The following is a 22,513-nucleotide window of genomic DNA, read 5'->3' on the forward strand; positions in this document are numbered from 1 at the left end:
CGGCTTCGATGAGCCCTGATGAACAGCCGTACTCTCTGGCCTCATTATCGCCATAGCTTCTGACAGCCAAGTTATTTGCCAGGTTCACAGAGAATCGGTTCTACCTGTCAGTACATCAACTCTTTGACTTTACTTAAAAATGCATATCACTTCGAGACATAAATAGTTTGCTGATTGACCAGTGCCCAAGCCATTCGCGTATTCTTGTTTGCCAGAGCGACAACGGCTTTGTTCACGCCACTTCGGGCTATTATTCCCTTGAGCCAGCGTTGCAGGTCGTTACATCGTTCATCGGGAAGGTTACCGATTCGATACACCACTGAGCGGGCGCCATGGATAAGAAGACCGCGCAGGTAAGCATCACCCCGTTTTGTTATGCCCAACAGTTTAACTTTTCCACCACTGCTGTGCTCCTTCGGGACCAGTCCCTGATAGCTGGCAAAATGCCGGTCGTTTTTAAAATCCGAACTGTCCCCCAGTGCAACCGTCAGAGCGGATGCGCCCAGGACACCAATGCCCGGTAAACTTTGTAAGCGGGTTGTATCTTCATTCAGTGATCCGATATGCTCAAGGCGTTTATCGCGTTCTTTTAATCGCTGCTGATATTCCCTGAGTTCCTGCAATAACTCATGAAATAACTGCCGGCTCATTGCCGTCAGTTCATTTTTTGCGTCTTCCAGATAATCGGGCAGACATAACGCTATTTTGTGCGGCCCTTCCGGTATGGTGATACCGTATTCCAGCCCTAATCCTCGTATTTGATTGATGAGAGCAGTTCTATTTTTCATCAGACTCTGGCGAACCCGGTGCAGGCATTGCATATCCTGCTGCTCCAGGTTTTTTTCCGGTACATAGCGCATCCCTGGACGGCTATCAGCTTCAACGATGGCGATGGCATCATTTTTATCGTTTTTATTCCCCATTCTGAACGGGGCAACATGCTGGGGGCTGATTTGTTTAACATCATGTCCGTATTTTCTGAACTGACGAGCCCAGTAATTTGCACTACCGCAGGCTTCCATGACTATCCTTGACGGTGGTTGCTGAACAATGAAAACCATCAGTTTTTCACGGATGATCAGCTTGTTGGCTTTTATCTGTCCTTGCAAAGTGGCAATGTGTAATTGAAAAACTCGCTTTGCCAGATCAATTCCGATAATTGGTTCCATTGGACACCTCTTTCATTTTGCTGTTGGCACACACTGACAGCATGGCTCATTGAAGCCGATTGTGGGGAGGTGTCCATTGCGCTGATGTGCGGGTTCAGTTCCGCCAGCCACTTTAGCCATAGCTTTAAAAGCGAGCGCGGAATGACCCCTTCCGCGCTGCGCCGAACGCTACTGCGCTGAGTCGTCTCCAGCGGCCAGTAGGCACAGATTCAACGCGACTTGATACGATTTTACAAACGACGGGACGGGCAGGAATTCAAAACGCGAATGGAAGTTGTGCGCGCCGGTAAAGAAATTCGGCGTCAGCAATCCCTTCGCGGAAAGCGCCGCGCCGTCCGTGCCGCCGCGCATGGGCGTAACTTTCGGCTGAATCGCCAGCTTATCCAGCGCGGCGAACAGCAGGTCGATGGCGCGGCGATCGTCGGTAATGGCGTTGCTGATATTGCTGTAGGTATCGCTAATGGTGAAGGTGACGTTGCCGGTAGGGTATTGGCGGCCGATCTTCGCGGCGGTATCGGCAATCTGCTGTTTGCGCCGCTCGAACGAAGCCAGATCGAAATCGCGTATGGAAGCCTTCAGCCTGGCCTCGTTGGCGTTCGCCGCCAGATCGTTAAACCAGACATAGCCCTGACGCCCGTCGGTGTGTTCCGGCGTCTGTTGACGGTCAAAATGGCTGATAAAATCATGGGCCATCAGCAGCGGGTTGACCAATACGCCTTTGGCTGACATCGGGTGGGCGGTCACGCCGGTAAAACGGATTTCGGCGGCGGCGGCGTTGAAGTTCTCGTACACCACTTCACCCAGTTCGCAGCAGTCAATCGTGTAGGCGAAATCCACATCAAAACGTTTAAGATCCAGCGCCTTCGCCCCGCGCAGACCGATCTCCTCGTCCGGCACGAATGCGACCACGATATCGCCGTGCCGCATATCGCTGGTCAGGTTCTCCAGCAGCGTCATGACCACCGTGACGGCGGCTTTGTTATCCGCGCCCAGCACGCTGGTGCCGTCGCTGAAAATAATATCCTGGCCGACATACGGCATAATTTCCGGGTGTTCCGCCGTGCGCAGCCAGATATCCCGTTCGCGGTTCAGACAAAGATCTTCACCGGTAAAGTGTAAGGTCTGGGGATGAATGTGGGGCGATAGCCCGACATCCACCGTATCGATATGCGTAATAAAACCGATGCGCGGCGCGGAAGGGCAATTGCCCGGTTTTACCGCGGTAACGGTGGCATGTTCATCAATAACGACATCTTTCATACCGAGTTCGCGCAGCTCTTCCGCCAGCATTTTCGCCATGTCGTGTTGCTCTGGCGTGCTGGGTAAAACCGAAGAGGCGGCATTGCTTTGGCTGGTCACGGCGAGATAGCGATAAAAACGCTTGCTGAGCTGACTGGCCAGATGGTAAGTCATAACGCATCCTTCATTTTTCATTACATGGGTTATTTTATATCGTAGCCTAATTATGTTATTTGTTAACTACCTAACTGCATTTGGCGGTGTCGTTTGCCGCTTTGAATCAGGCAATATGTAGGTAAGTGATTTTTTATTTATCAGGGTATGTAGCATAAAGAGAGGCTGGGATGAAAAGTTTGGTGACGCGGTTAACGCTGTCAGCATTGACGTTAGCGATGGCTTCGGCGGCTTCGGCTAACACGTTGGTATTTTGTTCAGAAGGTTCGCCGGAAAACTTTAACCCGCAGTTGTATACCTCCGGCACCAGCGTAGATGCCAGCGCGGTGCCGGTTTATAACCGCCTGGTCGATTTCAAAGTGGGCACCACGGAGCTGCTCCCGAACCTGGCGGAAAGTTGGGATGTCAGCGAACAGGGTACGGTTTATACCTTCCATCTGCGCAAAGGCGTGAAGTTTCAAAGCAATAAATACTTCAAACCCACGCGCGACTTCGGCGCCGACGACGTTATCTTTTCGTTTATGAGGCAGAAGGATCCCCAACATCCCTACCACAATGTCTCTAATGGCAATTACTCCAATTTTGAAAGCCTGGAGTTCGGCTCGCTGATTAAAAGCATCGACAAAATTGACGACCATACGGTGCGCTTTACGCTGTCTCATGCCGAAGCGCCCTTCCTGGCGGATTTAGCCTGGTACTTCGCCTCGATACTTTCCGCGGAATATGCCGACGCGATGCTGAAAGCGGGAACGCCGGAGCGCGTGGATATGAACCCGATCGGCACCGGCCCGTTTGAACTGGCGCAATATCAGAAAGATTCGCGCATTTTGTATAAGGCGTTCCCGGAATACTGGCAAGGCAAGGCCAAGTTGGATCGGCTGATTTTCACTATTACGCCGGATGCCTCCGTGCGTTATGCCAAACTGGAAAAGAACGAGTGTCAGGTCATGCCGTTCCCGAATCCGGCCGATCTGCCGCGCATGAGAGGGAACCAGGATATTACCCTGATGCAGAAAGCCGGCTTGAATACCGGGTTCCTGGCTTTCAATACGCAGAAAGCGCCGCTGGATAATGTAAAGGTGCGCCAGGCGCTGACCATGGCGATCAACAAATCCGCCATTATCGAAGCCGTGTTCCAGGGAACCGGGACAGCGGCGAAAAATCTGCTGCCGCCGGGCGTATGGAGCGCCGATCAGGATCTGAAAGATTATGACTACGATCCGGAAAAGGCCAAAGCGCTGCTGAAAGAAGCCGGTTTGCCTGAAGGCGCCACGATTGATTTGTGGGCGATGCCGGTTCAGCGTCCGTACAACCCGAACGCGCGCCGCATGGCGGAAATGATTCAGGCGGATTGGGCGAAAGTGGGCGTGCAGGCGAAAATCGTCAGCTTCGAATGGGGTGAGTACCTGAAGCGGGTGAAAGGCGGCGAACACCAGGCCGCGTTGATGGGCTGGACCACCGCGACCGGCGATCCGGACAACTTCTTCGGACCGTTGTTTAGCTGTACCTCTGCCGATGGGGGTTCCAACTCATCGAAATGGTGCTATGCCCCGTTTGATAAGATTATTACCGAAGCCCGTACTTCTCAGGACCATAATAAACGTATCGAGCTGTACAAACAGGCGCAGCAAATTATGCACGATCAGGCGCCCGCGGTGATGATTGCCCATTCGACGATCTTTGAACCGATACGCAAGGAAGTGACGGGGTATGAGATCGATCCCTTCGGCAAACACATTTTCTATCAGGTTGATGTGAAGAAGTAAGCTGAACGTCATTCGAATTCGTTCGACGGCGGGGATGGGAATTTGACTTCATCCCCGCGCTTTTTCCGTTGCGTATCCCTTACAATGAACAGTACCATTGCGTGCTTTTTTACTGGTCTGTTTTTGTAACCGAGTAGCGTTATGCGTATTCTGCTTGCCCCGATGGAAGGGGTTCTCGACTCTCTGGTGCGGGAACTTCTGACTGAGGTTAATGATTATGACCTGTGCATCACCGAGTTCTTACGGGTGGTGGATCAGCGCCTGCCGGTTAAGTCTTTCTATCGCTTATGCCCGGAATTACATCATGCCAGCCGCACGCCGTCTGGTACGCCGGTGCGCGTCCAACTGTTGGGGCAATATCCGCACTGGCTGGCGGAAAACGCCAGCCGGGCGGTTGAGTTGGGATCCTATGGCGTCGATCTGAACTGCGGCTGTCCGTCCAAACTGGTCAACGGCAGCGGCGGCGGGGCGACGTTGCTCAAAGATCCGGAATTGATTTATCAGGGCGCCAAAGCGATACGCGAAGCGGTGCCCGCGCATCTGCCGGTGACGGTGAAGGTGCGTCTTGGCTGGGATTCCGGCGACCGGCAGTTTGAGATTGCCGATGCGGTGCAGCAGGCGGGCGCGACGGAAATCGCCGTGCATGGGCGCACCAAAGAGGATGGCTACCGAGCGGAGTGCATTAACTGGCGGGCCATCGGCGAAATACGCCGCCGTTTAACTATTCCGGTGATCGCCAACGGCGAAATCTGGGACTGGCAAAGCGCGCGGGCGTGCATGGCGGCGACCGGCTGCGACGCCATCATGATTGGCCGGGGGGCGCTTAACGTGCCGAATCTGAGCCGGGTGATCAAATATAACGAACCGCGTATGCCCTGGACCGAAGTCATGCTGCTGCTGCGAAAATACGTCCGCTTGGAAAAGCAGGGCGATACCGGTCTGTATCATGTCGCCCGTATCAAGCAGTGGCTGGGCTATCTGCGTAAAGAATATACCGAGGCCTCGTCGCTGTTTAGTGAAATCCGGGCGCTGAAAACCTCGGCCGATATTGCGCGGGCGATCTGTAAAAAGGGATAAGCCTATATCGTACGCTCCGCTAGCCGGAGCAGCATATTGCGCCGTGTGTGGAATACCGTTTGTCGCTTTATGGTATGGCGCTTATTATTTCACTCAACCAGTCTGAAAACGTGAATTTGATAAGGGAACTGAAAATGTTGCGTAATAACCCTGTGGCCGAAATGCTGGCAACCGCATCAACGATTGTGCTGGACGGGGCATTGGCCACGGAACTGGAAGCGCGTGGCTGCGATCTGACCGATCCGCTCTGGTCGGCGAAGGTACTGATTGAAAATCCCGCTCTGATTTATCAGGTTCATCTCGACTATTTTAACGCCGGTGCGCAATGCGCCATTACGGCCAGCTATCAGGCGACGCCGCTGGGTTTTAAGGCGCGCGGATTGAGCGAACGGCAGTCGCTGGAACTGATTAAAAAAAGCGTACAGCTTGCCGCTCAGGCGCGCGATGAGTATCGCCGAACTCATCCTCAGGCCGGAAACTTGCTGATTGCCGGCTCGGTGGGGCCATATGGCGCTTATCTGGCGAATGGATCGGAATATCGGGGAGACTACGCGTTGCCGCAGGCCGAAATGATGGATTTTCACCGCCCGCGTATTTCGGCGCTGCTCGATGCCGGGGTGGATCTTCTTGCCTGTGAAACCATGCCGTCGTTCGCGGAAATCAAGGCGTTGGCCGAATTGCTGAAAGAATTCCCACAGGCGTTGGCCTGGTTCTCCTTTACGCTGCGCGATAGCGCGCATCTGAGCGACGGCACCTCATTGAAAGAGGTGCTGTCGTTACTCAATCTCTGCCCGCAGGTTGTCGCCGTCGGCATCAATTGCATCGCGCTGGATAACGTGACCGCGGCATTGACGCAGCTTTCCGACGGGACATCGCTGCCGCTGGTGGTCTATCCCAATTCGGGCGAACACTATGATGCGGCGACCAAAACCTGGGACAACCACGGTGATAGCGCCTGTTCTCTGGCGGCGCATTTGCCTGAGTGGCGGGCGGCCGGCGCAAAACTGATTGGCGGCTGCTGCCGGACTACGCCGGCGGATATCGCCGGTATCGCCCGATTCTGTCAACATGCGGGTAAGGAGAGCGCCGATGAGTGTTGATAGCAACGTTCGTCAGCAATATGAACAAGCAAGACGGCGTGTTGCAGCGGCGGCGCCTGTAACGTTGCTGTCTATCGATGAACAGCAAACGACGGTCGCCTGCGGAACAGGGCCGCAGCCGGAATCGATCCTCCATTTGAGGTTGGGGTTCAAAAAAACGGCGCAAGCCTTTTTTAAACACCTTCCTCCCACGCCGGATGAAATGGAACTGGCGATTATGACCGTTGAAGACGACGTGATGGCGATTCGTCACGACCTTCCCGTCGGCTCATCGCTGTTTTGTTTCGATCCCGAACTGGCGGTTATTGCGCGGCTCTCCGGCGCGAAGGAAGATGCCGATGGCTGGTTATTGCCGCTGGAGAGTATGGAACAAACGTTCAAACGGCTGGAGCGGGTCATGCTGGGTAGCCCCGCCTCCTGGGAAGGGATTCCGCTGGAGAGCGCATTCTCCGCCAGATTGCTTATTCTGCGCGAGTTTATGCATCATCACGGTTTCGATGATGTGCGCATATTGGCGACGGCGCCGGTTACGTAAATACCTGCATTTTAATCCGCATGTCGCGCCCCAAATCGCGCCTGATACCGATCGGACGTATGCTGACGAGGATAATAATGGGGTGTCGTTTTAAAAACTTAATTATTTTATCATTTAATATTCCCCTGCCTATTGAGATGACAATTCAATGCTGTTAGTTGGGGATTTTTATATTCTAAAATTCGTTATGGGTCATTTAAATTAATTTTATTGTTATATAGGCCATCTGATATATTTCCGGTTTGATCAAGCGGGAGCTTCGGCAAATAAACAAATAGGCTTATGAAAATATTGAACTAACTAATGAATAACGGTAACAGGATAGGGTAATTGGCCGTTTTTTACGTTTTGGTTACTATTATGGCCGGCGCGACAGGTTATGAACCGGATGTTGAGCGGTAGCCGATGAAACCGCCTCGCTGCATGCCTGAGGTCATAAACGTTATGCCCGGTCCGCCTCCATTTCGTACCGGCAGGGGACGAACCCGGCCTTATTCTCGCCGGTATTGTCAGTATATCGGCCTTCGGGCGGCCGAATGTTCATGGTGCGGACGCGTGGTTTAATGTGCGGACATTTTTCGGACAAAGAGAGTTGATATGTTGGGCCGGGCGTCCCATAGTGCTTACAGCTGATCCTGTAAGGAGAAAGAACATGGTTGAACATTTCGTAGGGAAATACGAAGTTGAATTGAAATTTCGTATCCAGGATATCGTGATATTTCGCGATACACTCTTTAGCCATCATCCTGAAGCCTTTATTTTCGAGAATAAAGAACACGATATTTATTACGACGACGTTGATAATGGCTTGCTAAAACAAAATATTAGCATGGTGTTGCGGCGAATGGAGCCGTCAGGGATCAAGCTTTGGATCGTCAAAGGGCCGGAGGCGGAGCGCTGTGAAGCGGTGAATGTTGAATCGTTCGAAAAGACGGACAGCATGCTGCAAACGCTGGGATATAAAGCAATTTATGAAATTGGCAAAACGCGTAGCGTTTATTTCCTGGATACTTTCCATATTACGCTGGATTATATTGAATCCCTCGGCCACTTTGTTGAAATATCCGTAATGACGGATGATGAGACGCAATTGAATCTTCTGAGGGAACAATGTGTTGAATGCGCGCTTCGCCTTGGCCTATCAATGGATAATATTGAAACCCATTCATATCGCCAATTGCTGGGTTTTTAACCGCCAGGATCGCCTTTTATCTTTCAAGTGCAGGTATGTGGATTTCCCACGTTCCTGTACTTGAAATCTATTGGGTATTAAATATGTCTCTTCTGTCTTTTTTATGTTATTTCAATGTTAAAATTTAAGCCCATCTGAAATTATTTCATCACCAACCTTTGCGCATCGATCCCCATAATCCTGCTGAAAGGATCCATCACCATAAAATTCGTCTTCCGCTCTTCATCTTTCTGATGATTTTCTTTAAAAATATAATTCAAGAAATTTCTAAATATATGATCAAGTTAAAATTTTTGAATGAAAATTCGCGTAGGATTTAAATCAATACGGTATGTCCATGATACGGAATGATTAATTTTCTGTATGTATCAAACCGTGTTAGATAAAGGTTGAATCGTCTAATAGACGTTGTCATTTGGAATTCCATAGGGATGAGGACGCTTTTTATCTGCGAAAAACTTGTTCTACATAGCATAAAGCAACCTCTGCGGTATTTTCTGCGGTAAGAAGATAATGAAACTTGTTCCAATAAATGGATTTCCTAATTGGAAATAACAAAATATAGGTTCATATCATGAAGAAAAAAGTCCTGCTATTGAGCGCGCTGGCATTCGCTTTTTCCTCAGTCGTTCATAGTGAAACGACTGATTTGGTCATTATCGGCGCGGGTGGAGCCGGCATGTCGGCAGCCATTGAAGCGCATAATCAGGGCGCAAAAGTGATATTGCTGGAGAAAATGCCGTTTGCCGGCGGGAATACCGCGCGGGCAGAGGCTGGGTTAAATGCGGCCGGCACGGAACTGCAAAAATCCAGAGGCATCAATGACAGCCCTGAAATGTTCTATGAAGACACGATGAAAGGGGGAAGAAATATTAATAACCCTGAAGTGGTGAAAACGCTGACGGAACATGCGAAAGACTCGGTTATTTTCCTGAAAGAGAATGGCGCCGACCTGGCGGATTTGACGCGCACCGGCGGTTCTCGCGTCGACCGTACCCACCGTCCTGCCGGAGGGGAGCCAGCAGGCAGTTTTATTGCGACGGCGTTGATCAAAAAAGTGAAGGCGCTGGACATCGATCTGCGCACCAATACTTCCGCGACCGATATCGTCCAAAATGACAAGGGTGAAGTCACGGGCGTGAAGGCTAAGGGGAAAGACGGAAAAGAATTCACCATTGATGCCAAGAAAGTGATGATCACGTCAGGTGGTTTCGGAGCTAACTTTGACATGATCAAACAATACGATCCCAAACTGGTCGGTTTTAAAACCACCAATGCGCCAGGCTCCCAGGGCGACGGTATCAAGATGGCGACCAAGCTGAATGCCAAACTGGTGGATATGGAATACATCCAGATTCACCCTTCAACCGTTCCCGGTCAAGGCATCTTGATTACAGAGGCGGTACGCGGCGACGGCGCGATCATGGTCAATGAAGGCGGCAAGCGTTTTGTGAACGAACTGCTGACTCGTGATGTGGTTTCACAGAGTATCCTCAAACAACCGGGTGCTCATGCCTACCTGATTTTTAATGATGATCTGGTCAAGCAGAATCAGGCCACGCAATCCTACTTTAAGCAAAAACTGGTTGCCGAAGGGAATACGGTTGAGGAATTGGCCAAAGCCATTAACGTTGATGCTACCCAACTGGCGCAGACCGTCAGCACTTACAGCGGCTATGTTAAAGCCGATAAAGATGATGAATTCGGTCGTGACAGCATGAAGCTTGCCCTGGACAGCGGCAAGTATTATGCCATTGAAATCACTCCCGGGATTCACCACACCATGGGCGGGATTGCGATCAACAACAAAGCTCAGGTGTTGGACGTGAACGGCAAGGTGATCCCGAACCTGTTTGCCGCCGGTGAAGCGGCCGGTGGGGTGCACGGCGCTAACCGTCTGGGCGGCAACTCGTTGGCGGATATCGTTACCTACGGCCGTATCGGCGCCGATGAAGCCGTTAAAGAGATCAAAGCGGGCAAATAATTGCTTATACCGTTCACTTAAATCTGATGTTGGGGGGAATAACGACGCTGAGGTGTCCGCAGGGATGCCTCGCGTTCGTTGTCGCCCCCTACGTCTTTTATCAATAGAAATAATAGAAGTCTGCAGTTACTGAACCTCATGGAGCTTGAGCCGTTTTTTTACGGTAAGAAAGGATGATGGAAATCATTTCAATAAATTGAGTTTTTATTGGAAATAACAATACACAGGTCCATTCATCATGAAAAAACAAATTTTATTATTGAGTGCGTTGGCATTGGCTTTTTCCTCCGCGGTCCACTGTGAAAGTACCGATCTGGTCATTATCGGTGCGGGCGGCGGCGGTATGTCGGCAGCCATTGAAGCGCACAACCAGGGTGCGAAAGTCATATTATTGGAGAAAATGCCGTTTGCCGGGGGCAATACCGCCCGGGCGGAAGGCGGATTAAATGCCGCCGGCACGGAATATCAGAAAGCAAAGGGCATTGATGACAGCCCGGAGCTGTTCTATCAGGACACAATGAAAGGCGGCAAACAGAAAAATAATCCCGAGCTGGTCAAAACATTAGCCGAACATGCGAAGGATTCGATTCTTTTTCTGAAAGAAAACGGTGCGGAACTGTCGGATGTCACCAGAGCGGGGGGCGCCAGCGTTGACCGTATCCACCGTCCAATGGGCGGCGAACCGGCCGGCAGTTTTATTGCGGTGGCGTTGCTGAAAAAAGTTAAAGCGCTGAATATTGATCTTCGCACCAATACCTCTGCGACAGAAATCCTGCAAGATGATAAAGGCGCGGTAACCGGCGTGAAGGCCAAGGGGAAAGATGGGAAAGAATTCACCATTGATGCCAAGAAGGTGATGATCACCGCCGGTGGTTTCGGCGCCAACTTCGATATGATCGGGGAGTACGATCCCAAACTGGTGGACTTTAAAACCACCAATGCGCCGGGCGCCCAGGGCGAAGGGATCAAAATGGCGCAGAAGCTGAACGCCAAACTGGTGGATATGGAATATATCCAGATCCATCCGACCACGGTTCCCGGCCAGGGGATCCTGATTTCAGAAGGCGTCCGCGGGGATGGCGCGATTCTGGTCAATGAACAGGGTAAACGCTTTACCAATGAACTGTTGACCCGCGACGTCGTCTCTCAAAGCATTCTGAAACAGCCGGGCAAACACGCTTATGTGATTTTTAACGACGCTCTGGCTAAACAGAATCATACGATCGAAACCTACTTTAAACAGAAACTGGTGGCTGAAGGAAATACGGTCGAGGAATTGGCTAAAGCGATAAATGTTGATGGAAAACAATTGGCTCAGACCTTCAGCGCCTATAGTGGCTATGTGAAAGATAAGAAAGACGCCGAGTTTGGACGCGATAGCCTGAAGCTCCCTCTGGATAGCGGAAAATATTACGCTATTGAAGTGACGCCGGGCATCCACCATACGATGGGGGGGATCGCGATCAATACCAAAGCCCAGGTGCTGGATGTGAATGGCAAGGTGATCCCGAATCTGTTTGCCGCGGGTGAAGTCGCGGGCGGAGTGCATGGCGCCAACCGTTTAGGCGGCAATTCGCTGGCCGATATCGTCACTTATGGCCGAATCGGCGCCGATGAGGCAGTGAAGGAATTAAAAGCAGGCAAATAATCAATTGAGGACTTGATCCCAAAATCCATCCTGGCTCGTTGTTCAGGATGGATGAGTGGTTATATTGGTTCTACTGGCAGGATCGCTGCTTGTCGTGAGTTTTAGATGGCTTTTTTTATGTGTAATTAACTTATGGGAAAGTTATGAAAAAATTAATTCCGGCCGTAGTGGCCACTTTAGCGCTTTCGTTCTCTTTTGCCGCCGCCGCCGAGTATAAAGATGGTACCTATACCGGGAAAGCGCAGGGTAAAGAAGGGGAAGTCGAAGTTTCTGTGGTTGTTGAAGGTGGCAAAATCACCAACGCCGAAGTCGTCAAACATGAAGACACCGAAGCGTTGATGATGGGGGTTATTGATAACGTGGTGCCGGAGCTGATCGAAACTCAGGATCCTGACCAGGTGGATGCGGTAACTGGAGCCACTATGTCAAGTAATGGGGTCATTAACGCCATAAAAGAGGCGCTGGAGCAGGCAAAATAATTGGTTAGCTCGTGTCGAATCACCAGTCTGTAAACGTACGATTACAGACTGGTTGTTGCAGAAAGTCATTGCCGGGTAATGTTATTGCCTGGCGATGGCCGTTAGCCAACGGTGGAATGCGGCAATATGCGGCTGTTCAAGCGAAACCGCCGGATAAACAAGATAATAAGCCAACGCGCTCTTCATTCCCTGTTCAAAGGGGACAATCAACAATCCTTCCTCAATCAATGACGCAACGAACGATCGCCTGACCAGCGCGACGCCCAATCCCGCTTTTGCCGCATCAACGGCGCCATTGCTATCGGTGAATACCGGGCCTAACCGGCTGATTGATGAGTCCACGCCTGCGGCGCCAACGCCAGACTGCGTGTCTTACGAATAAGCAGTGTAACGCCCAACGCGTCTTCAGGCTCGCAGCGCCGTTTTACTTGGCGTGCTCTTTTTACAGGCAAGGATGACATTGTTCATGTTGGCCGGGATGGGGGCTATTTTCATCGGGCTGATCGCGATTGACGGCCGATTGCTGGTTCGTTTGCGCAACAGAAAGCCGGATTCGCCCACGCCGAAAACCAGGGATGTCTGATCGGCGAACCGAGCAAAAGGCGGCAGAGGTTACTCACCGGTTTTCTCAACTCACTCGATATGCTCCAGTGCGGACAAAAAAGGTTGCCATTGTCACTGGCTGAGCCCGAAGATGCGCTCCACCGCCGCCATTTCTGCCGTTAGCCAGTTACAGAACGCCTGATAGCGGTCGTCGCTTTCGATGGGGCGAGCCGACAACAGAATGTACTGGCTTCCGTCCGCTTGAAAGGGCGCCAGTCTCTCCAGTCGGCCATCCGTCAACTCCTGTTCAACCATAAATAACGACGCGATAGCGACGCCCAGTCCGCTTTCGGCGGCCTGCAACGTCAGATAGAAATGCTCAAAATAGCGGTTCTGCGCCATCTGCTTCGCCGGTGGCGGCGGCACTTGGTTTCGCCAGATATTCCAGGCATCGGGACGTGATGAAGTATGTAAATGCGTGCTCAGCCGTTCGTGATGATCCTGCCGCACTGAACATACCGGGGCGGTATATTCGGAAATTATCCGCTGGGAAAAATAGTGTTTATCAAAGACGAAATCATCCCGCCGCAGCGCGATATCGATCCGGCTCTGCTGTATATCGATAGCGCCGCCGGCGGCCAGCAGATGAATATCAATGTCCGGATGCGCCTGCTTAAAAGCCGGTAGGCGAGGGATAAGAAAACGCATGCAGAGCGTTGGTTCGCAGGAGATGGTCAACGGCGCGTGGATCTCCGACGACAGTTTTACAATGGTCTCGGCGACCAGCGCCACGGCGGCGCTGCACACGCGGTGCAGTTCACGGCCTTTCGCTGTCAGGCGGATACCTCTGCCATGGCGTTCAATCAACGGAAAACCCAGATGCGCCTCCAGCGCTTTAATCTGTTTACTCACGGCGCCATGAGTAACGTATAAATCCCGCGCGGCATCGGTCATGCTCTCTCTTTTACCCACAACGTCAAAGGTATGTAATAGATTGAGCGGTGGAAGTTTTTTCGTCATTGGTGAGCATTCGTCACAAGTGGGTGTGAGTTATTATCGATTTTCCTCCCGGCCATTTCCACTTATTACTTTGCCTCGGTGTTATTAATAATTGACTGAGGGTAGGGAGAATATGACCGAATTTTTAGCGGTAATGATCATCACTTGTCTGGCGGTAATCAGTCCGGGCGCCGATTTCGCCATGGTGACGCGCAACAGCTTAACGGGCCGCAGAAAGGCGGGGATACTGACGGCATCGGGTATTGCGCTGGGGGTGTTGGTGCACGTTGCCTACACGTTGTTAGGCGTGGCGGCGATCATGAGCCAGACGCCGCAGCTTTATGCCGTTATTAAATATCTCGGCGCGACTTATCTGCTCTATCTCGGTTACAAGACCTTTACCAACACCAGGCCAGATATGGTCGATATGGGCGGGACGAATAACGCAAAAAGCGGCTGGCGCTATTTCCGCCAGGGATTTTTTACCAATGCCTTAAATCCCAAAACCACGTTGTTTGTATTAAGCACGTTCCTGCAGGTCGTTAATCCGCAAACGTCCTGGCTATGGCGGCTGGGCTATGGCGCATTTATGTCATTGGCGCATTTTGCCTGGTTCAGCCTGGTCGCATTATTTCTCACGACGCCATTGCTGCAGGAAAAGATCCGTCGCGGCTATGCCTGGATTAACCGGATTGTCGGCTGCGGCTTAATGATTCTGGCTGGCATGATGGTCTTACCCTGATTGCACGCGGCAGTCACCGGGCGTAGGATTATCCGAGTCTGTATTTTCAACGCTGAGTATATGAATTTTATGGAAAATTATCTCATTATCATTCGCCACACGCCGTCCTGGGTATGGATCTTACTGGCTTACCTAATCTATGCCGGCATAAAAGCCCGTCAGCCAAGACAGCAGTCCCTGCGCCGTTTGCTGGTGTTGCCGATTATCTTTCTATGCTGGGGGGGATTTTCAATTTTACATACTCTCGTAGCGCGGGAAGTCGCTGTCGCTGGCTTTGTGTTGGCCCTGATTGCCGGAGTCGTCCTGGGCTGGATGTTGGGGAAGGACGCCGGCGTCTATCGTGCCGACCTCCAGTGTTTTGAGCGCGCAGGATCGTCCGTGCCGTTGTTATTAATGCTGTTGACCTTTTGTCTGCGATTCTATTTTTCCGTCCAGTTGGCGAGGTTTCCCGAGTTAGCCAACAGCGTCGTCTTTTGTGCGTTGTCTGGCGCCGTCGGCGGTATCACCGGCGGGATATTCAGCGGCATCGCGCTTCGTCTGTTAAATCAGATGCGCGGAACTCACCCGGCTTCCCTTTAACCCGGTCAAACTGCATCCGGGCGCCGCTTTTGTTAAACTTTGTCACAAAGCTTTTACTGCTGCATGAGTGCGCCCTGATTGTCGGTAAATTATAATGCGCCTGCCCATCTCTTTTTATTTAACAGAATACTGTTTAAGCCACTGAATAATGAGTAAAAAACACAAGCTCTCTTTACTTGGCATGCTGTTGTTGTCAACCAATATGCTGGTTTCCCCGTTGGTCATGGCAAAAACGCCGGCGAAATCAGCGGTTGCCGCCCATCAGGAAATAGCCTCCGGCAGCGCCATGGTGGTGGATTTACGTGACGATCACATACTCTATTCCAGTAATCCGGATGTCGTGGTGCCCATCGCTTCCGTGACCAAACTGATGACGGCGCTGGTGGTGCTGGATGCCAATCTGCCGTTGGACGAGACGATCTCCGTTGACATCAGTCACACGGAGGAGATGAAAGGGGTTTATTCTCGCGTGCGGCTGAATAGTGAAATCAGCCGCCGTGATATGCTGCTGTTGGCGCTGATGTCATCGGAAAACCGTGCCGCCGCCAGCCTTGCTCATCATTATCCCGGCGGCTATCAAGCGTTTATTGCCGCGATGAACGCCAAGGCCCGCGCATTGGGGATGATGCACACGCGCTATGTCGAGCCTACCGGATTATCCATCAATAACGTTTCGACCGCGCGCGATCTGACGAAGTTACTCATCGCCAGCAAACAGTATCCTTTACTCAGCCAGCTCAGCACCACGCAGGAAAAAACGGTAGCGTTTTCTCACCCGGCATACAGCTTGCCGTTCCGTAATACTAACTATCTGGTTGGCAAACCTGATTGGAATATTCAATTGACTAAAACGGGCTTTACCAATCAGGCCGGGCACTGCCTGGTGATGCGCACCATTATCAATCAACGACCGGTGGCGCTGGTGGTGCTGGATGCGTTTGGCAAATATACGCATTTTGCCGATGCCAACCGTCTGCGGAAATGGATGGAAACCGGCAAAATCAGCGATGTTCCCGCCGTGGCGTTAAGCTACAAGAAACAGAAGGCGCTGGCTTCGCGACAGCCGCAAGCCATGGCGAATGTAGATACGGAGTAATAGCGATTTTTTACGCAGGGACAAACAAAATGAGAGAAATATTTTGAGTCGTTTGATGTCTGAAATATCTCTAAAATGGTCGTCCCTGCATAGGCCGGTTTTTTAGTCACGACTCTGTCGATCGATCGTTTGCGGGGATGGCGTCAGCCCTATCCCCGATACGATAGCTTCCGTTAAGCGCGGGCTCTTAAATCTTCTATGACTTCTCCAGCTTTGAGCATATCTTCTTCGTGCTCCTGTTCACGCCAGGGCTCCGCCAACGCCTGTTCCAGCCAGTTTTTCATGGCCGGTTGGGACAGCATATGTTGACAGTAGGCGGCGACTTGCGGCGTGACGGGCAACTGATAGGTGCGGATACGGAACACGACCGGCGCAAAGAAGGCATCGGCGGCGGAAAAATCTTTCCCTGCCAGAAACGATCCGCCAAAACGGCTTAAGCCTTCCTGCCACAACTCGCAGAGTCGTTTGATATCGTTGTTCAGTGCCGGGGAAATGTCTTTTATTTTGACCTTCACGCCGCAATTCATGGTGCAGTCGCCGCGCAGTGCGGTAAAACCGGAATGCATCTCCGCCGCGGCGCAGCGCGCCCAGGCGCGGGCCTTGGCATCGGCGGGCCACACCCCCTTATGCTGTTCGGCCAGATATTCGGTTATCGCCAGAGAATCCCAAACGGTGGTATCGCCATCAATCAGACAAGGCACTTTCGCGGAAGGAGAGAACGCCTTGAACGCCGGATTCGCCCCGGCGGAGACAAACGTCACCAGCCTTTCCTCAAACGGAATGGATAACGCTTTTAACAATACCCATGGACGCAGTGACCAGGATGAGTAATTTTTATTGGCGATATACAACTGATACATGTCTTATGCTCCATACGATAACGGAACGCTATAATTAGCACGGAAAGTGTCGCGGATCATCCTAAAGATATAGCGCAGAAAGGGCGCCAATGAGTAAGGCGCATACCGGAATGACATCAGGCGAGGATCGTCTGCTGGCATCGCGCCTGAAGCGATGCCAGGGCGGGTTTATCGGCGGCGGCCGCATCGGTGATAATGATATCTATCTCCGCCATGGTGGCGTAAATAATCCGGCTGGTTAGCCCGATCTTGCTGTGATCCGCCATAATAATCCGCGTATTGGCGTGTTGTACCATTAAACTCGCGACGGCGGCTTCATGGTGCGCAAAGCTACTGGCGCCTGATTGACTGGATAGCCCCACCGGGGATAACAGGGCGACATCGGCGCGGTAACGCTGAAGTTCGCTGATGGTTAAATCACCGCAGGTGGCCTGAGCCGCGAGTCCCATGTTTCCGCCGAGTAAAATCACCTCATGGCGCAGCTCGGTTTCGGTCGCCGTCAGCTTAAGCGCCACGTTCAGGCTGTTGGTGATAACGGTCATCCCCGGCATCGACAAGAGTTCATCAGCCAGCAGCGAGGTGGTGCTGCCCGCGTCGATGAATAACGTTTGCCCCGCCTTTAGCTGACGCACCGCCGCGCGGGCGATGGCCTGTTTCTCGCGTTCGCGGACCGTATTACGCACCGATAACGGCGCTTCCGGCTCCTGCGACGTCGCCACGATACCGCCATGTACGCGGCGCAGGGCGCCCATCGCTTCCAGCTTGAGAATATCCCGTCGCACGGTCTCCCTGGATACGCCAAGGTGTTGAATAATTTTCTCGGTGCTGACCCGGTTTAATGTGGACAAAAGGGCACGAATACGATGTAAACGAGTTTCTTCTAACATGAATATCGGTTCTCAGGATTAACGGACCAGACAAAGATGCATCCAGCGCTCCTGTCGGGAGATAAAATTCCGGCGTCATTATAGTCACAAATTCCGTAATACAAGCAGAAAAGGCCGCTGTTTATGCTGGGCGGCCTCCTCGTCCTTTTGCATTCAGATCATTGGATATTAACGCCCGCGCAGTCAGGAATACTTTACACAATATTATTTCATTTTGTGCTGTTTTTTGTATTTGTGCATTTTATTGCTTTTGATGTATGGTGATGCCCATATTCTAACCGCTCCATTCATTTCAGTTGTCGATCTTGCGGCAGTAATGGAACCGGCCTTAACCCTAATTAATTGTTTATAATGGAGTTGTCATGGCGATACGTTCAACCATTATGGATACCAATAGCTTTCGCGCGGAACACGCCGATGCGCTGGATGCGGATATTCGTAACCTGACCGAGAAGCGCGGTCAGCTGCTTGGCGAGTCTTATCGGTTGTTTTATCGCAATCCGGTGCATTTGGTGCGCGGCAAGGGGCAATATCTTTGGGATGCGGCCGGCGATCAATACCTTGACGTGTATAACAACGTCGCCAGTATCGGTCATTGCCATCCGGCGGTGATTGAGGCGGTGCATCAACAGATGAGCCTGTTGAACACCCACACCCGCTATTTACATGAACGTATTTTAGACTATTCCGCCGATCTGCTGGCGACGATGCCGAATGAAATCAATAAAGCGATGTATATGTGCACCGGATCCGAGGCGAACGATCTGGCAATCCGCGTGGCAAGAGCCTACAGCGGCGGCAGCGGGATCATTGTCAGCCGCGAAGCCTATCACGGCACCAGCGAACTGACCTCCGGCGCTTCGCCCGCGTTGGGCAGTGGGCAACCGCTCGCCGCCACCACGCGTCTGGTGCCCGCGCCCGATCGTTATCGGGTGGATGCGCCGGACCTGGGCGTATGGTTCGCCAATGAGATACAAAAGCAGATTGATGATATGACCGCCAACGGCATTAAGTTCGCCGGTTTTCTGGCCGATTCTATCTTTTCATCCGATGGCGTCTTGCCGGGGCCGGTCGGCTATCTGCAACCCGCCATCGATGTGGTGCATGCCAACGGCGGCATTTTTATTGCCGATGAAGTTCAGCCCGGATTTGCCCGCACCGGCGACAGTTTCTGGGGCTTCGCCCGGCACAATGTAGTGCCGGACGTGGTGACGATGGGCAAACCGATGGGTAACGGCATTCCCATCTCCGCGCTGTTGGCTAAAGCCGATGTGCTGGCGGCGTTCAGCGATGCCATCCCTTACTTTAATACCTTTGGCGGCAATCCGGTTTCCATCGCCGCCGCGCAGGCGGTCTTACGCGTGATCAGAGAGGAAAACCTGCAGCAGCATAGTCTGGTTGTCGGCGAAAAGCTGCGCCGGGAGCTTGGCTATTTGGCGCAGCGGCACGAATGCGTCGGCGATGTGCGCGGGGCCGGGCTGTTTATCGGTTTTGAGCTGGTCAGCAATCGCGAGAGTAAAACACCGGATAAACAATTGGCGCTGGATGTGATTGAACGGCTGCGCGCCGAACGCGTTCTGACCTCGGTTGCCGGGCCGCACGGCAACGTATTGAAACTGCGACCGCCGCTGGCTTTTCAACAGCAGGATATCGATTGGCTGGTTGGCGCGCTGGATAAGGCGCTGCCTCAGTAAGCGCCGGTTTTCCCAACGATTAACCTCCACGGAACGGGCGCCTCTGCGGGCGTCCGGCTCCGGCGTTCCCTACAATATCCTCCATCGCCCACCCGGTTATACGATCGGGTGGCGTTCGCTTACTGCCTGATACGGTTGAGATCTGCCGGGCGCCGCGAAAGGAATGTTCATTCTGCGCAACGCATCGCATTATTCTTACAGTTTTTATTAAATGAATCGTAAACAAATACACTATTATTACGCGCTGTGTATTCGAGTATGTTGGCGCTGTAGGTGAGTCGTTATTCTCACCATGCCGGTTTTCACGGCGCATTGGCTAACTGATTTTTTCAAACCTGTCTTGTGCTTCAGTGAGTTACCCTGATGCCTGGATTGATAGGGTCTGTATAAAAGAATGAAATGGCTTACTTCACTGACGATTGCAATTGGACTTGCCTGTAACCCTGTATTTGCCCAGGAAATCGCTTCCGCCCCTTTGTCTGTTACAACGTCACATCAGCAGCGGGATGCGTTTGTTACTGATTTAATAAACAAAATGACGCTGAGTGAAAAAATCGGACAGCTCAGATTGATCAGCGTCGGGACGGATAACCCGAAAGCGGCGATTCGTGAAATGATCAGAAATGGTCAGGTCGGAGCCATTTTTAATACGGTTACGCGGCCCGATATCCGTGCTATGCAGGATCAGGTCATGCAGCTCAGCCGTTTGAAAATTCCCCTGTTTTTTGCTTACGACGTGGTGCACGGCCAGCGCACCATTTTCCCCATTGCGTTGGGGCTGGCATCCAGTTGGGACATGGATGCCATCGCGCTAAGCGGGCGGATTGCCGCCTATGAAGCCACGGAAGACGGCTTGAATATGACCTGGGCGCCGATGGTCGATATTACCCGCGATCCTCGCTGGGGACGGGTCTCTGAAGGTTTCGGCGAAGATACCTGGCTAACCAGTAAAATAGCCGGCGTAATGGTGAAAGCGTTTCAGGGGGATGACGTGACGGCGCGCCATTCATTGATGACCAGCGTGAAACACTATGCGCTTTACGGCGCGGTTGAAGGCGGCCGAGATTACAACACGGTGGACATGAGCCCCCAGCGAATGTTTCAGGATTATATGCCGCCCTACAAAGCCGCCATTGATGCGGGCAGCAGCGGCGTGATGGTGGCGCTGAATTCCATTAACGGTACGCCGGCCACGGCCAATAGCTGGTTGCTGAAAGATATTCTGCGCGACCAGTGGAAATTTACCGGGATCACCATTACCGACCATGGCGCGATTAAAGAGCTAATTAAACATGGGGTGGCGAGTAGTCCGCGCGATGCTTCCCGTCTGGCGTTGAAATCCGGCGTGGGTATGAGCATGAGTGATGAATATTTCATGCGCTATTTGCCTGAACTGGTCAAGAGCGGGGCGGTGAGCGAGCGGGAAATCGATGAAGCCTGCCGCCAGGTGCTGAACGTAAAATATGACATGGGGCTGTTCCAGGATCCCTATCGCCATCTGGGGGCGGCGGATTCCGATCCCGCCGATACCAATGCGGAGAGCCGTTTACATCGTCTGGAAGCGCGCGACGTTGCGCGCAGAAGTCTGGTTTTGCTGAAAAACCGCCTGCAGACGCTGCCGTTGAAAAAACAGGGAACCATTGCCGTTGTCGGGCCGTTGGCCGACAGCAAACGCGACACCATGGGGAGCTGGTCTGCGGCCGGCGTAACCAAGCAGACGATCACCGTTTATCAGGGCATTAAAAATGCGGTGGGCGATAAAGCCCGCATTGTGTATGCCAAAGGCGCGAATGTCAGTAACCATCAGGGAATTATTGATTTTCTTAATCTGTATGAAGATGCCGTTCAGGTCGACAAACGCTCGCCGCAGGTGATGATTGACGAAGCGGTGCAGGCGGCTAAACAGGCTGATGTCGTGGTTGCGGTGGTGGGGGAAGCGGCGGGTATGGCGCATGAAGCTTCAAGCCGCACCAATATTGATCTGCCGCAAAGCCAGAAGGCGCTGATCGCTGCTTTGAAAGCGACCGGTAAACCGCTGGTGTTGGTGTTGATGAATGGGCGTCCATTGGCGCTGGTGCGGGAAGATCAACAGGCGGATGCGTTGTTGGAAACCTGGTTCAGCGGAACCGAGGGGGGTAATGCGATTGCCGATGTCCTGTTCGGCGACTATAACCCTTCGGGCAAACTGCCGATGTCCTTCCCACGCTCCGTTGGCCAAATTCCAATCTATTACAACCATTTACCGACCGGCCGTCCCTATACGCCGGAAAACCCCGGCAAGTACACTTCTCATTATTACGATGAGGCGAACGGGCCGCTCTATCCGTTTGGTTATGGCCTGAGCTATACCACGTTCAGCGTTTCGGATGTTCGCTTATCCAGCCAGACCATGAAGCGCGATGGCGCGGTAACAGCCAGCGTAACGGTTAAAAATACCGGCGATCGGGCGGGCGAAACGGTGGTACAGCTGTACTTGCATGATGTGGTGGCATCCATCAGCCGACCAGTGAAAGAACTGCGAGGCTTTCAGAAAGTGATGCTGCAACCCGGCGAATCACGTACCGTCAGCTTCCCCATCGAACCGGATGCGCTGAAATTCTACAATGCCCGCATGCAGCAGGTGGTGGAGCCTGGTCAATATGAGGTATTTATCGGCTTGGATTCACAACGTGTGAAAAGTCAGCATTTCACTTTGTTATAGAACCGCCGCGCAGCCATCGGCGGCCAGTGTTGCCGACGGTGGCTATGGC

21 protein-coding genes are annotated in these 22,513 nt (G+C 52.3%); 15 read left to right on the forward strand and 6 right to left on the reverse strand.

The genetic code is table 11. From position 1 onward, the window contains the following. Positions 1–146: 146 nt before the first annotated feature. Positions 147–1,169 (reverse strand): IS110 family RNA-guided transposase, encoded by a 1,023-nt coding sequence (locus tag ACN28R_RS04720; protein ID WP_095833745.1) that lies wholly within the window; start codon positions 1,167–1,169, stop codon positions 147–149. On the opposite strand from ACN28R_RS04720, the gene ACN28R_RS04725 reads away from it, so the two are divergent. Beyond that, complete coding sequence (locus ACN28R_RS04725) at positions 1,125–1,349, forward strand: helix-turn-helix domain-containing protein (protein WP_257790302.1); 225 nt, start codon at positions 1,125–1,127, stop codon at positions 1,347–1,349. The genes ACN28R_RS04720 and ACN28R_RS04725 overlap by 45 nt on opposite strands. Here ACN28R_RS04725 and pepT read toward each other — a convergent pair. Continuing rightward, entirely contained in the window at positions 1,338–2,582 is a 1,245-nt protein-coding gene (pepT, locus tag ACN28R_RS04730; RefSeq protein WP_048638440.1) for a peptidase T, read from the reverse strand. The genes ACN28R_RS04725 and pepT overlap by 12 nt on opposite strands. A 170-nt stretch (positions 2,583–2,752) precedes the next feature. Here pepT and ACN28R_RS04735 point away from each other — a divergent pair, with 170 nt between their 5' ends. The 8 genes from ACN28R_RS04735 to ACN28R_RS04770 all read left to right on the forward strand — a co-directional run bounded on the left by ACN28R_RS04735 (position 2,753) and on the right by ACN28R_RS04770 (position 12,363). Beyond that, on the forward strand, positions 2,753–4,348 hold the full coding sequence (locus ACN28R_RS04735; RefSeq protein WP_095833746.1) for an ABC transporter substrate-binding protein: 1,596 nt from the start codon (positions 2,753–2,755) through the stop codon (positions 4,346–4,348). A 141-nt stretch (positions 4,349–4,489) separates the two neighbouring features. Next, complete coding sequence (gene dusC, locus ACN28R_RS04740) at positions 4,490–5,425, forward strand: tRNA dihydrouridine(16) synthase DusC (RefSeq protein ID WP_095833747.1); 936 nt, start codon at positions 4,490–4,492, stop codon at positions 5,423–5,425. Between the two features lie 134 nt (positions 5,426–5,559). Continuing rightward, positions 5,560–6,525 carry a homocysteine S-methyltransferase gene (gene mmuM, locus ACN28R_RS04745; RefSeq protein ID WP_095835730.1) on the forward strand — a complete coding sequence of 322 codons (966 nt, stop codon included), beginning with the start codon at positions 5,560–5,562 and terminating at the stop codon, positions 6,523–6,525. After that, positions 6,515–7,060, forward strand: a complete 546-nt coding sequence (locus tag ACN28R_RS04750; protein WP_048638443.1) for a hypothetical protein — start codon at positions 6,515–6,517, stop codon at positions 7,058–7,060. Before mmuM ends, ACN28R_RS04750 begins: the two co-directional genes overlap by 11 nt. Before the next feature lie 652 nt (positions 7,061–7,712). Beyond that, the gene (gene cyaB / locus ACN28R_RS04755) at positions 7,713–8,252 is read left to right on the forward strand and encodes a class IV adenylate cyclase (RefSeq protein WP_048638444.1); all 540 of its coding nucleotides are present in this window, start codon (positions 7,713–7,715) and stop codon (positions 8,250–8,252) included. Positions 8,253–8,826: 574 nt separating this feature from the next. Beyond that, positions 8,827–10,236, forward strand: coding sequence for a flavocytochrome c (locus ACN28R_RS04760; protein ID WP_048638445.1), 1,410 nt, complete (start codon positions 8,827–8,829; stop codon positions 10,234–10,236). 238 nt (positions 10,237–10,474) lie between these two features. Beyond that, positions 10,475–11,884, forward strand: a complete 1,410-nt coding sequence (locus tag ACN28R_RS04765) for a flavocytochrome c (protein ID WP_095833748.1) — start codon at positions 10,475–10,477, stop codon at positions 11,882–11,884. 143 nt (positions 11,885–12,027) lie between these two features. Then, positions 12,028–12,363 (forward strand): FMN-binding protein, encoded by a 336-nt coding sequence (locus ACN28R_RS04770; protein WP_048638447.1) that lies wholly within the window; start codon positions 12,028–12,030, stop codon positions 12,361–12,363. Positions 12,364–12,444: 81 nt separating this feature from the next. Here the strand turns inward: ACN28R_RS04770 and ACN28R_RS04775 are convergent, their stop codons facing one another. Next, complete coding sequence (locus ACN28R_RS04775) at positions 12,445–12,705, reverse strand: LysR substrate-binding domain-containing protein (protein WP_095833749.1); 261 nt, start codon at positions 12,703–12,705, stop codon at positions 12,445–12,447. A 112-nt stretch (positions 12,706–12,817) separates the two neighbouring features. On the opposite strand from ACN28R_RS04775, the gene ACN28R_RS04780 reads away from it, so the two are divergent. Beyond that, the gene (locus tag ACN28R_RS04780) at positions 12,818–12,946 is read left to right on the forward strand and encodes a hypothetical protein (protein WP_257790303.1); all 129 of its coding nucleotides are present in this window, start codon (positions 12,818–12,820) and stop codon (positions 12,944–12,946) included. Between the two features lie 92 nt (positions 12,947–13,038). Here the strand turns inward: ACN28R_RS04780 and ACN28R_RS04785 are convergent, their stop codons facing one another. Beyond that, complete coding sequence (locus ACN28R_RS04785) at positions 13,039–13,926, reverse strand: LysR substrate-binding domain-containing protein (RefSeq protein WP_095833750.1); 888 nt, start codon at positions 13,924–13,926, stop codon at positions 13,039–13,041. 112 nt (positions 13,927–14,038) lie between these two features. Here ACN28R_RS04785 and ACN28R_RS04790 point away from each other — a divergent pair, with 112 nt between their 5' ends. The 3 genes from ACN28R_RS04790 (at position 14,039) to pbpG (ending at position 16,322) form a co-directional block, all read left to right on the forward strand. Next, a complete protein-coding gene (locus ACN28R_RS04790; protein ID WP_095833751.1) occupies positions 14,039–14,647 on the forward strand; it encodes a LysE family translocator in 609 nt (202 codons plus the stop codon). Positions 14,648–14,716: 69 nt separating this feature from the next. Continuing rightward, positions 14,717–15,226 carry a DUF6622 family protein gene (locus tag ACN28R_RS04795; RefSeq protein ID WP_095835731.1) on the forward strand — a complete coding sequence of 170 codons (510 nt, stop codon included), beginning with the start codon at positions 14,717–14,719 and terminating at the stop codon, positions 15,224–15,226. Between the two features lie 148 nt (positions 15,227–15,374). Beyond that, positions 15,375–16,322, forward strand: coding sequence for a D-alanyl-D-alanine endopeptidase (gene pbpG / locus ACN28R_RS04800; RefSeq protein ID WP_095833752.1), 948 nt, complete (start codon positions 15,375–15,377; stop codon positions 16,320–16,322). A gap of 173 nt (positions 16,323–16,495) precedes the next feature. On the opposite strand, the gene ACN28R_RS04805 is transcribed toward pbpG, so the two are convergent. Both ACN28R_RS04805 and ACN28R_RS04810 read right to left on the reverse strand, forming a co-directional pair. Next, positions 16,496–17,182 carry a glutathione S-transferase family protein gene (locus ACN28R_RS04805; protein ID WP_095833753.1) on the reverse strand — a complete coding sequence of 229 codons (687 nt, stop codon included), beginning with the start codon at positions 17,180–17,182 and terminating at the stop codon, positions 16,496–16,498. A gap of 116 nt (positions 17,183–17,298) precedes the next feature. After that, entirely contained in the window at positions 17,299–18,069 is a 771-nt protein-coding gene (locus ACN28R_RS04810) for a DeoR/GlpR family DNA-binding transcription regulator (RefSeq protein WP_095833754.1), read from the reverse strand. A 362-nt stretch (positions 18,070–18,431) separates the two neighbouring features. Here ACN28R_RS04810 and ACN28R_RS04815 point away from each other — a divergent pair, with 362 nt between their 5' ends. Further along, entirely contained in the window at positions 18,432–19,763 is a 1,332-nt protein-coding gene (locus ACN28R_RS04815; RefSeq protein WP_095833755.1) for an aspartate aminotransferase family protein, read from the forward strand. A gap of 394 nt (positions 19,764–20,157) precedes the next feature. Next, entirely contained in the window at positions 20,158–22,464 is a 2,307-nt protein-coding gene (gene bglX, locus ACN28R_RS04820; protein WP_095833756.1) for a beta-glucosidase BglX, read from the forward strand. Positions 22,465–22,513 lie beyond the last annotated feature (49 nt).

It is taken from the genome of Brenneria goodwinii, from assembly GCF_002291445.1.
GTDB lineage: Bacteria > Pseudomonadota > Gammaproteobacteria > Enterobacterales > Enterobacteriaceae > Brenneria > Brenneria goodwinii.

Bases quoted from the DNA above. Each gene is read 5' to 3' on its own strand.
- pepT (WP_048638440.1), bottom strand. From the start codon at position 2,582: ATGACTTACCATCTGGCCAGTCAGCTCAGCAAGCGTTTTTATCGCTAT.
- bglX (WP_095833756.1), top strand. From the start codon at position 20,158: ATGAAATGGCTTACTTCACTGACGATTGCAATTGGACTTGCCTGTAAC.
- ACN28R_RS04760 (WP_048638445.1), top strand. From the start codon at position 8,827: ATGAAGAAAAAAGTCCTGCTATTGAGCGCGCTGGCATTCGCTTTTTCC.
- ACN28R_RS04790 (WP_095833751.1), top strand. From the start codon at position 14,039: ATGACCGAATTTTTAGCGGTAATGATCATCACTTGTCTGGCGGTAATC.
- ACN28R_RS04795 (WP_095835731.1), top strand. From the start codon at position 14,717: ATGGAAAATTATCTCATTATCATTCGCCACACGCCGTCCTGGGTATGG.
- ACN28R_RS04805 (WP_095833753.1), bottom strand. From the start codon at position 17,182: ATGTATCAGTTGTATATCGCCAATAAAAATTACTCATCCTGGTCACTG.
- pbpG (WP_095833752.1), top strand. From the start codon at position 15,375: ATGAGTAAAAAACACAAGCTCTCTTTACTTGGCATGCTGTTGTTGTCA.
- mmuM (WP_095835730.1), top strand. From the start codon at position 5,560: ATGTTGCGTAATAACCCTGTGGCCGAAATGCTGGCAACCGCATCAACG.
- ACN28R_RS04750 (WP_048638443.1), top strand. From the start codon at position 6,515: ATGAGTGTTGATAGCAACGTTCGTCAGCAATATGAACAAGCAAGACGG.
- ACN28R_RS04815 (WP_095833755.1), top strand. From the start codon at position 18,432: ATGGCGATACGTTCAACCATTATGGATACCAATAGCTTTCGCGCGGAA.
- dusC (WP_095833747.1), top strand. From the start codon at position 4,490: ATGCGTATTCTGCTTGCCCCGATGGAAGGGGTTCTCGACTCTCTGGTG.
- ACN28R_RS04735 (WP_095833746.1), top strand. From the start codon at position 2,753: ATGAAAAGTTTGGTGACGCGGTTAACGCTGTCAGCATTGACGTTAGCG.
- ACN28R_RS04770 (WP_048638447.1), top strand. From the start codon at position 12,028: ATGAAAAAATTAATTCCGGCCGTAGTGGCCACTTTAGCGCTTTCGTTC.
- ACN28R_RS04780 (WP_257790303.1), top strand. From the start codon at position 12,818: ATGACATTGTTCATGTTGGCCGGGATGGGGGCTATTTTCATCGGGCTG.
- ACN28R_RS04720 (WP_095833745.1), bottom strand. From the start codon at position 1,169: ATGGAACCAATTATCGGAATTGATCTGGCAAAGCGAGTTTTTCAATTA.
- ACN28R_RS04765 (WP_095833748.1), top strand. From the start codon at position 10,475: ATGAAAAAACAAATTTTATTATTGAGTGCGTTGGCATTGGCTTTTTCC.
- cyaB (WP_048638444.1), top strand. From the start codon at position 7,713: ATGGTTGAACATTTCGTAGGGAAATACGAAGTTGAATTGAAATTTCGT.
- ACN28R_RS04785 (WP_095833750.1), bottom strand. From the start codon at position 13,926: ATGACGAAAAAACTTCCACCGCTCAATCTATTACATACCTTTGACGTT.
- ACN28R_RS04810 (WP_095833754.1), bottom strand. From the start codon at position 18,069: ATGTTAGAAGAAACTCGTTTACATCGTATTCGTGCCCTTTTGTCCACA.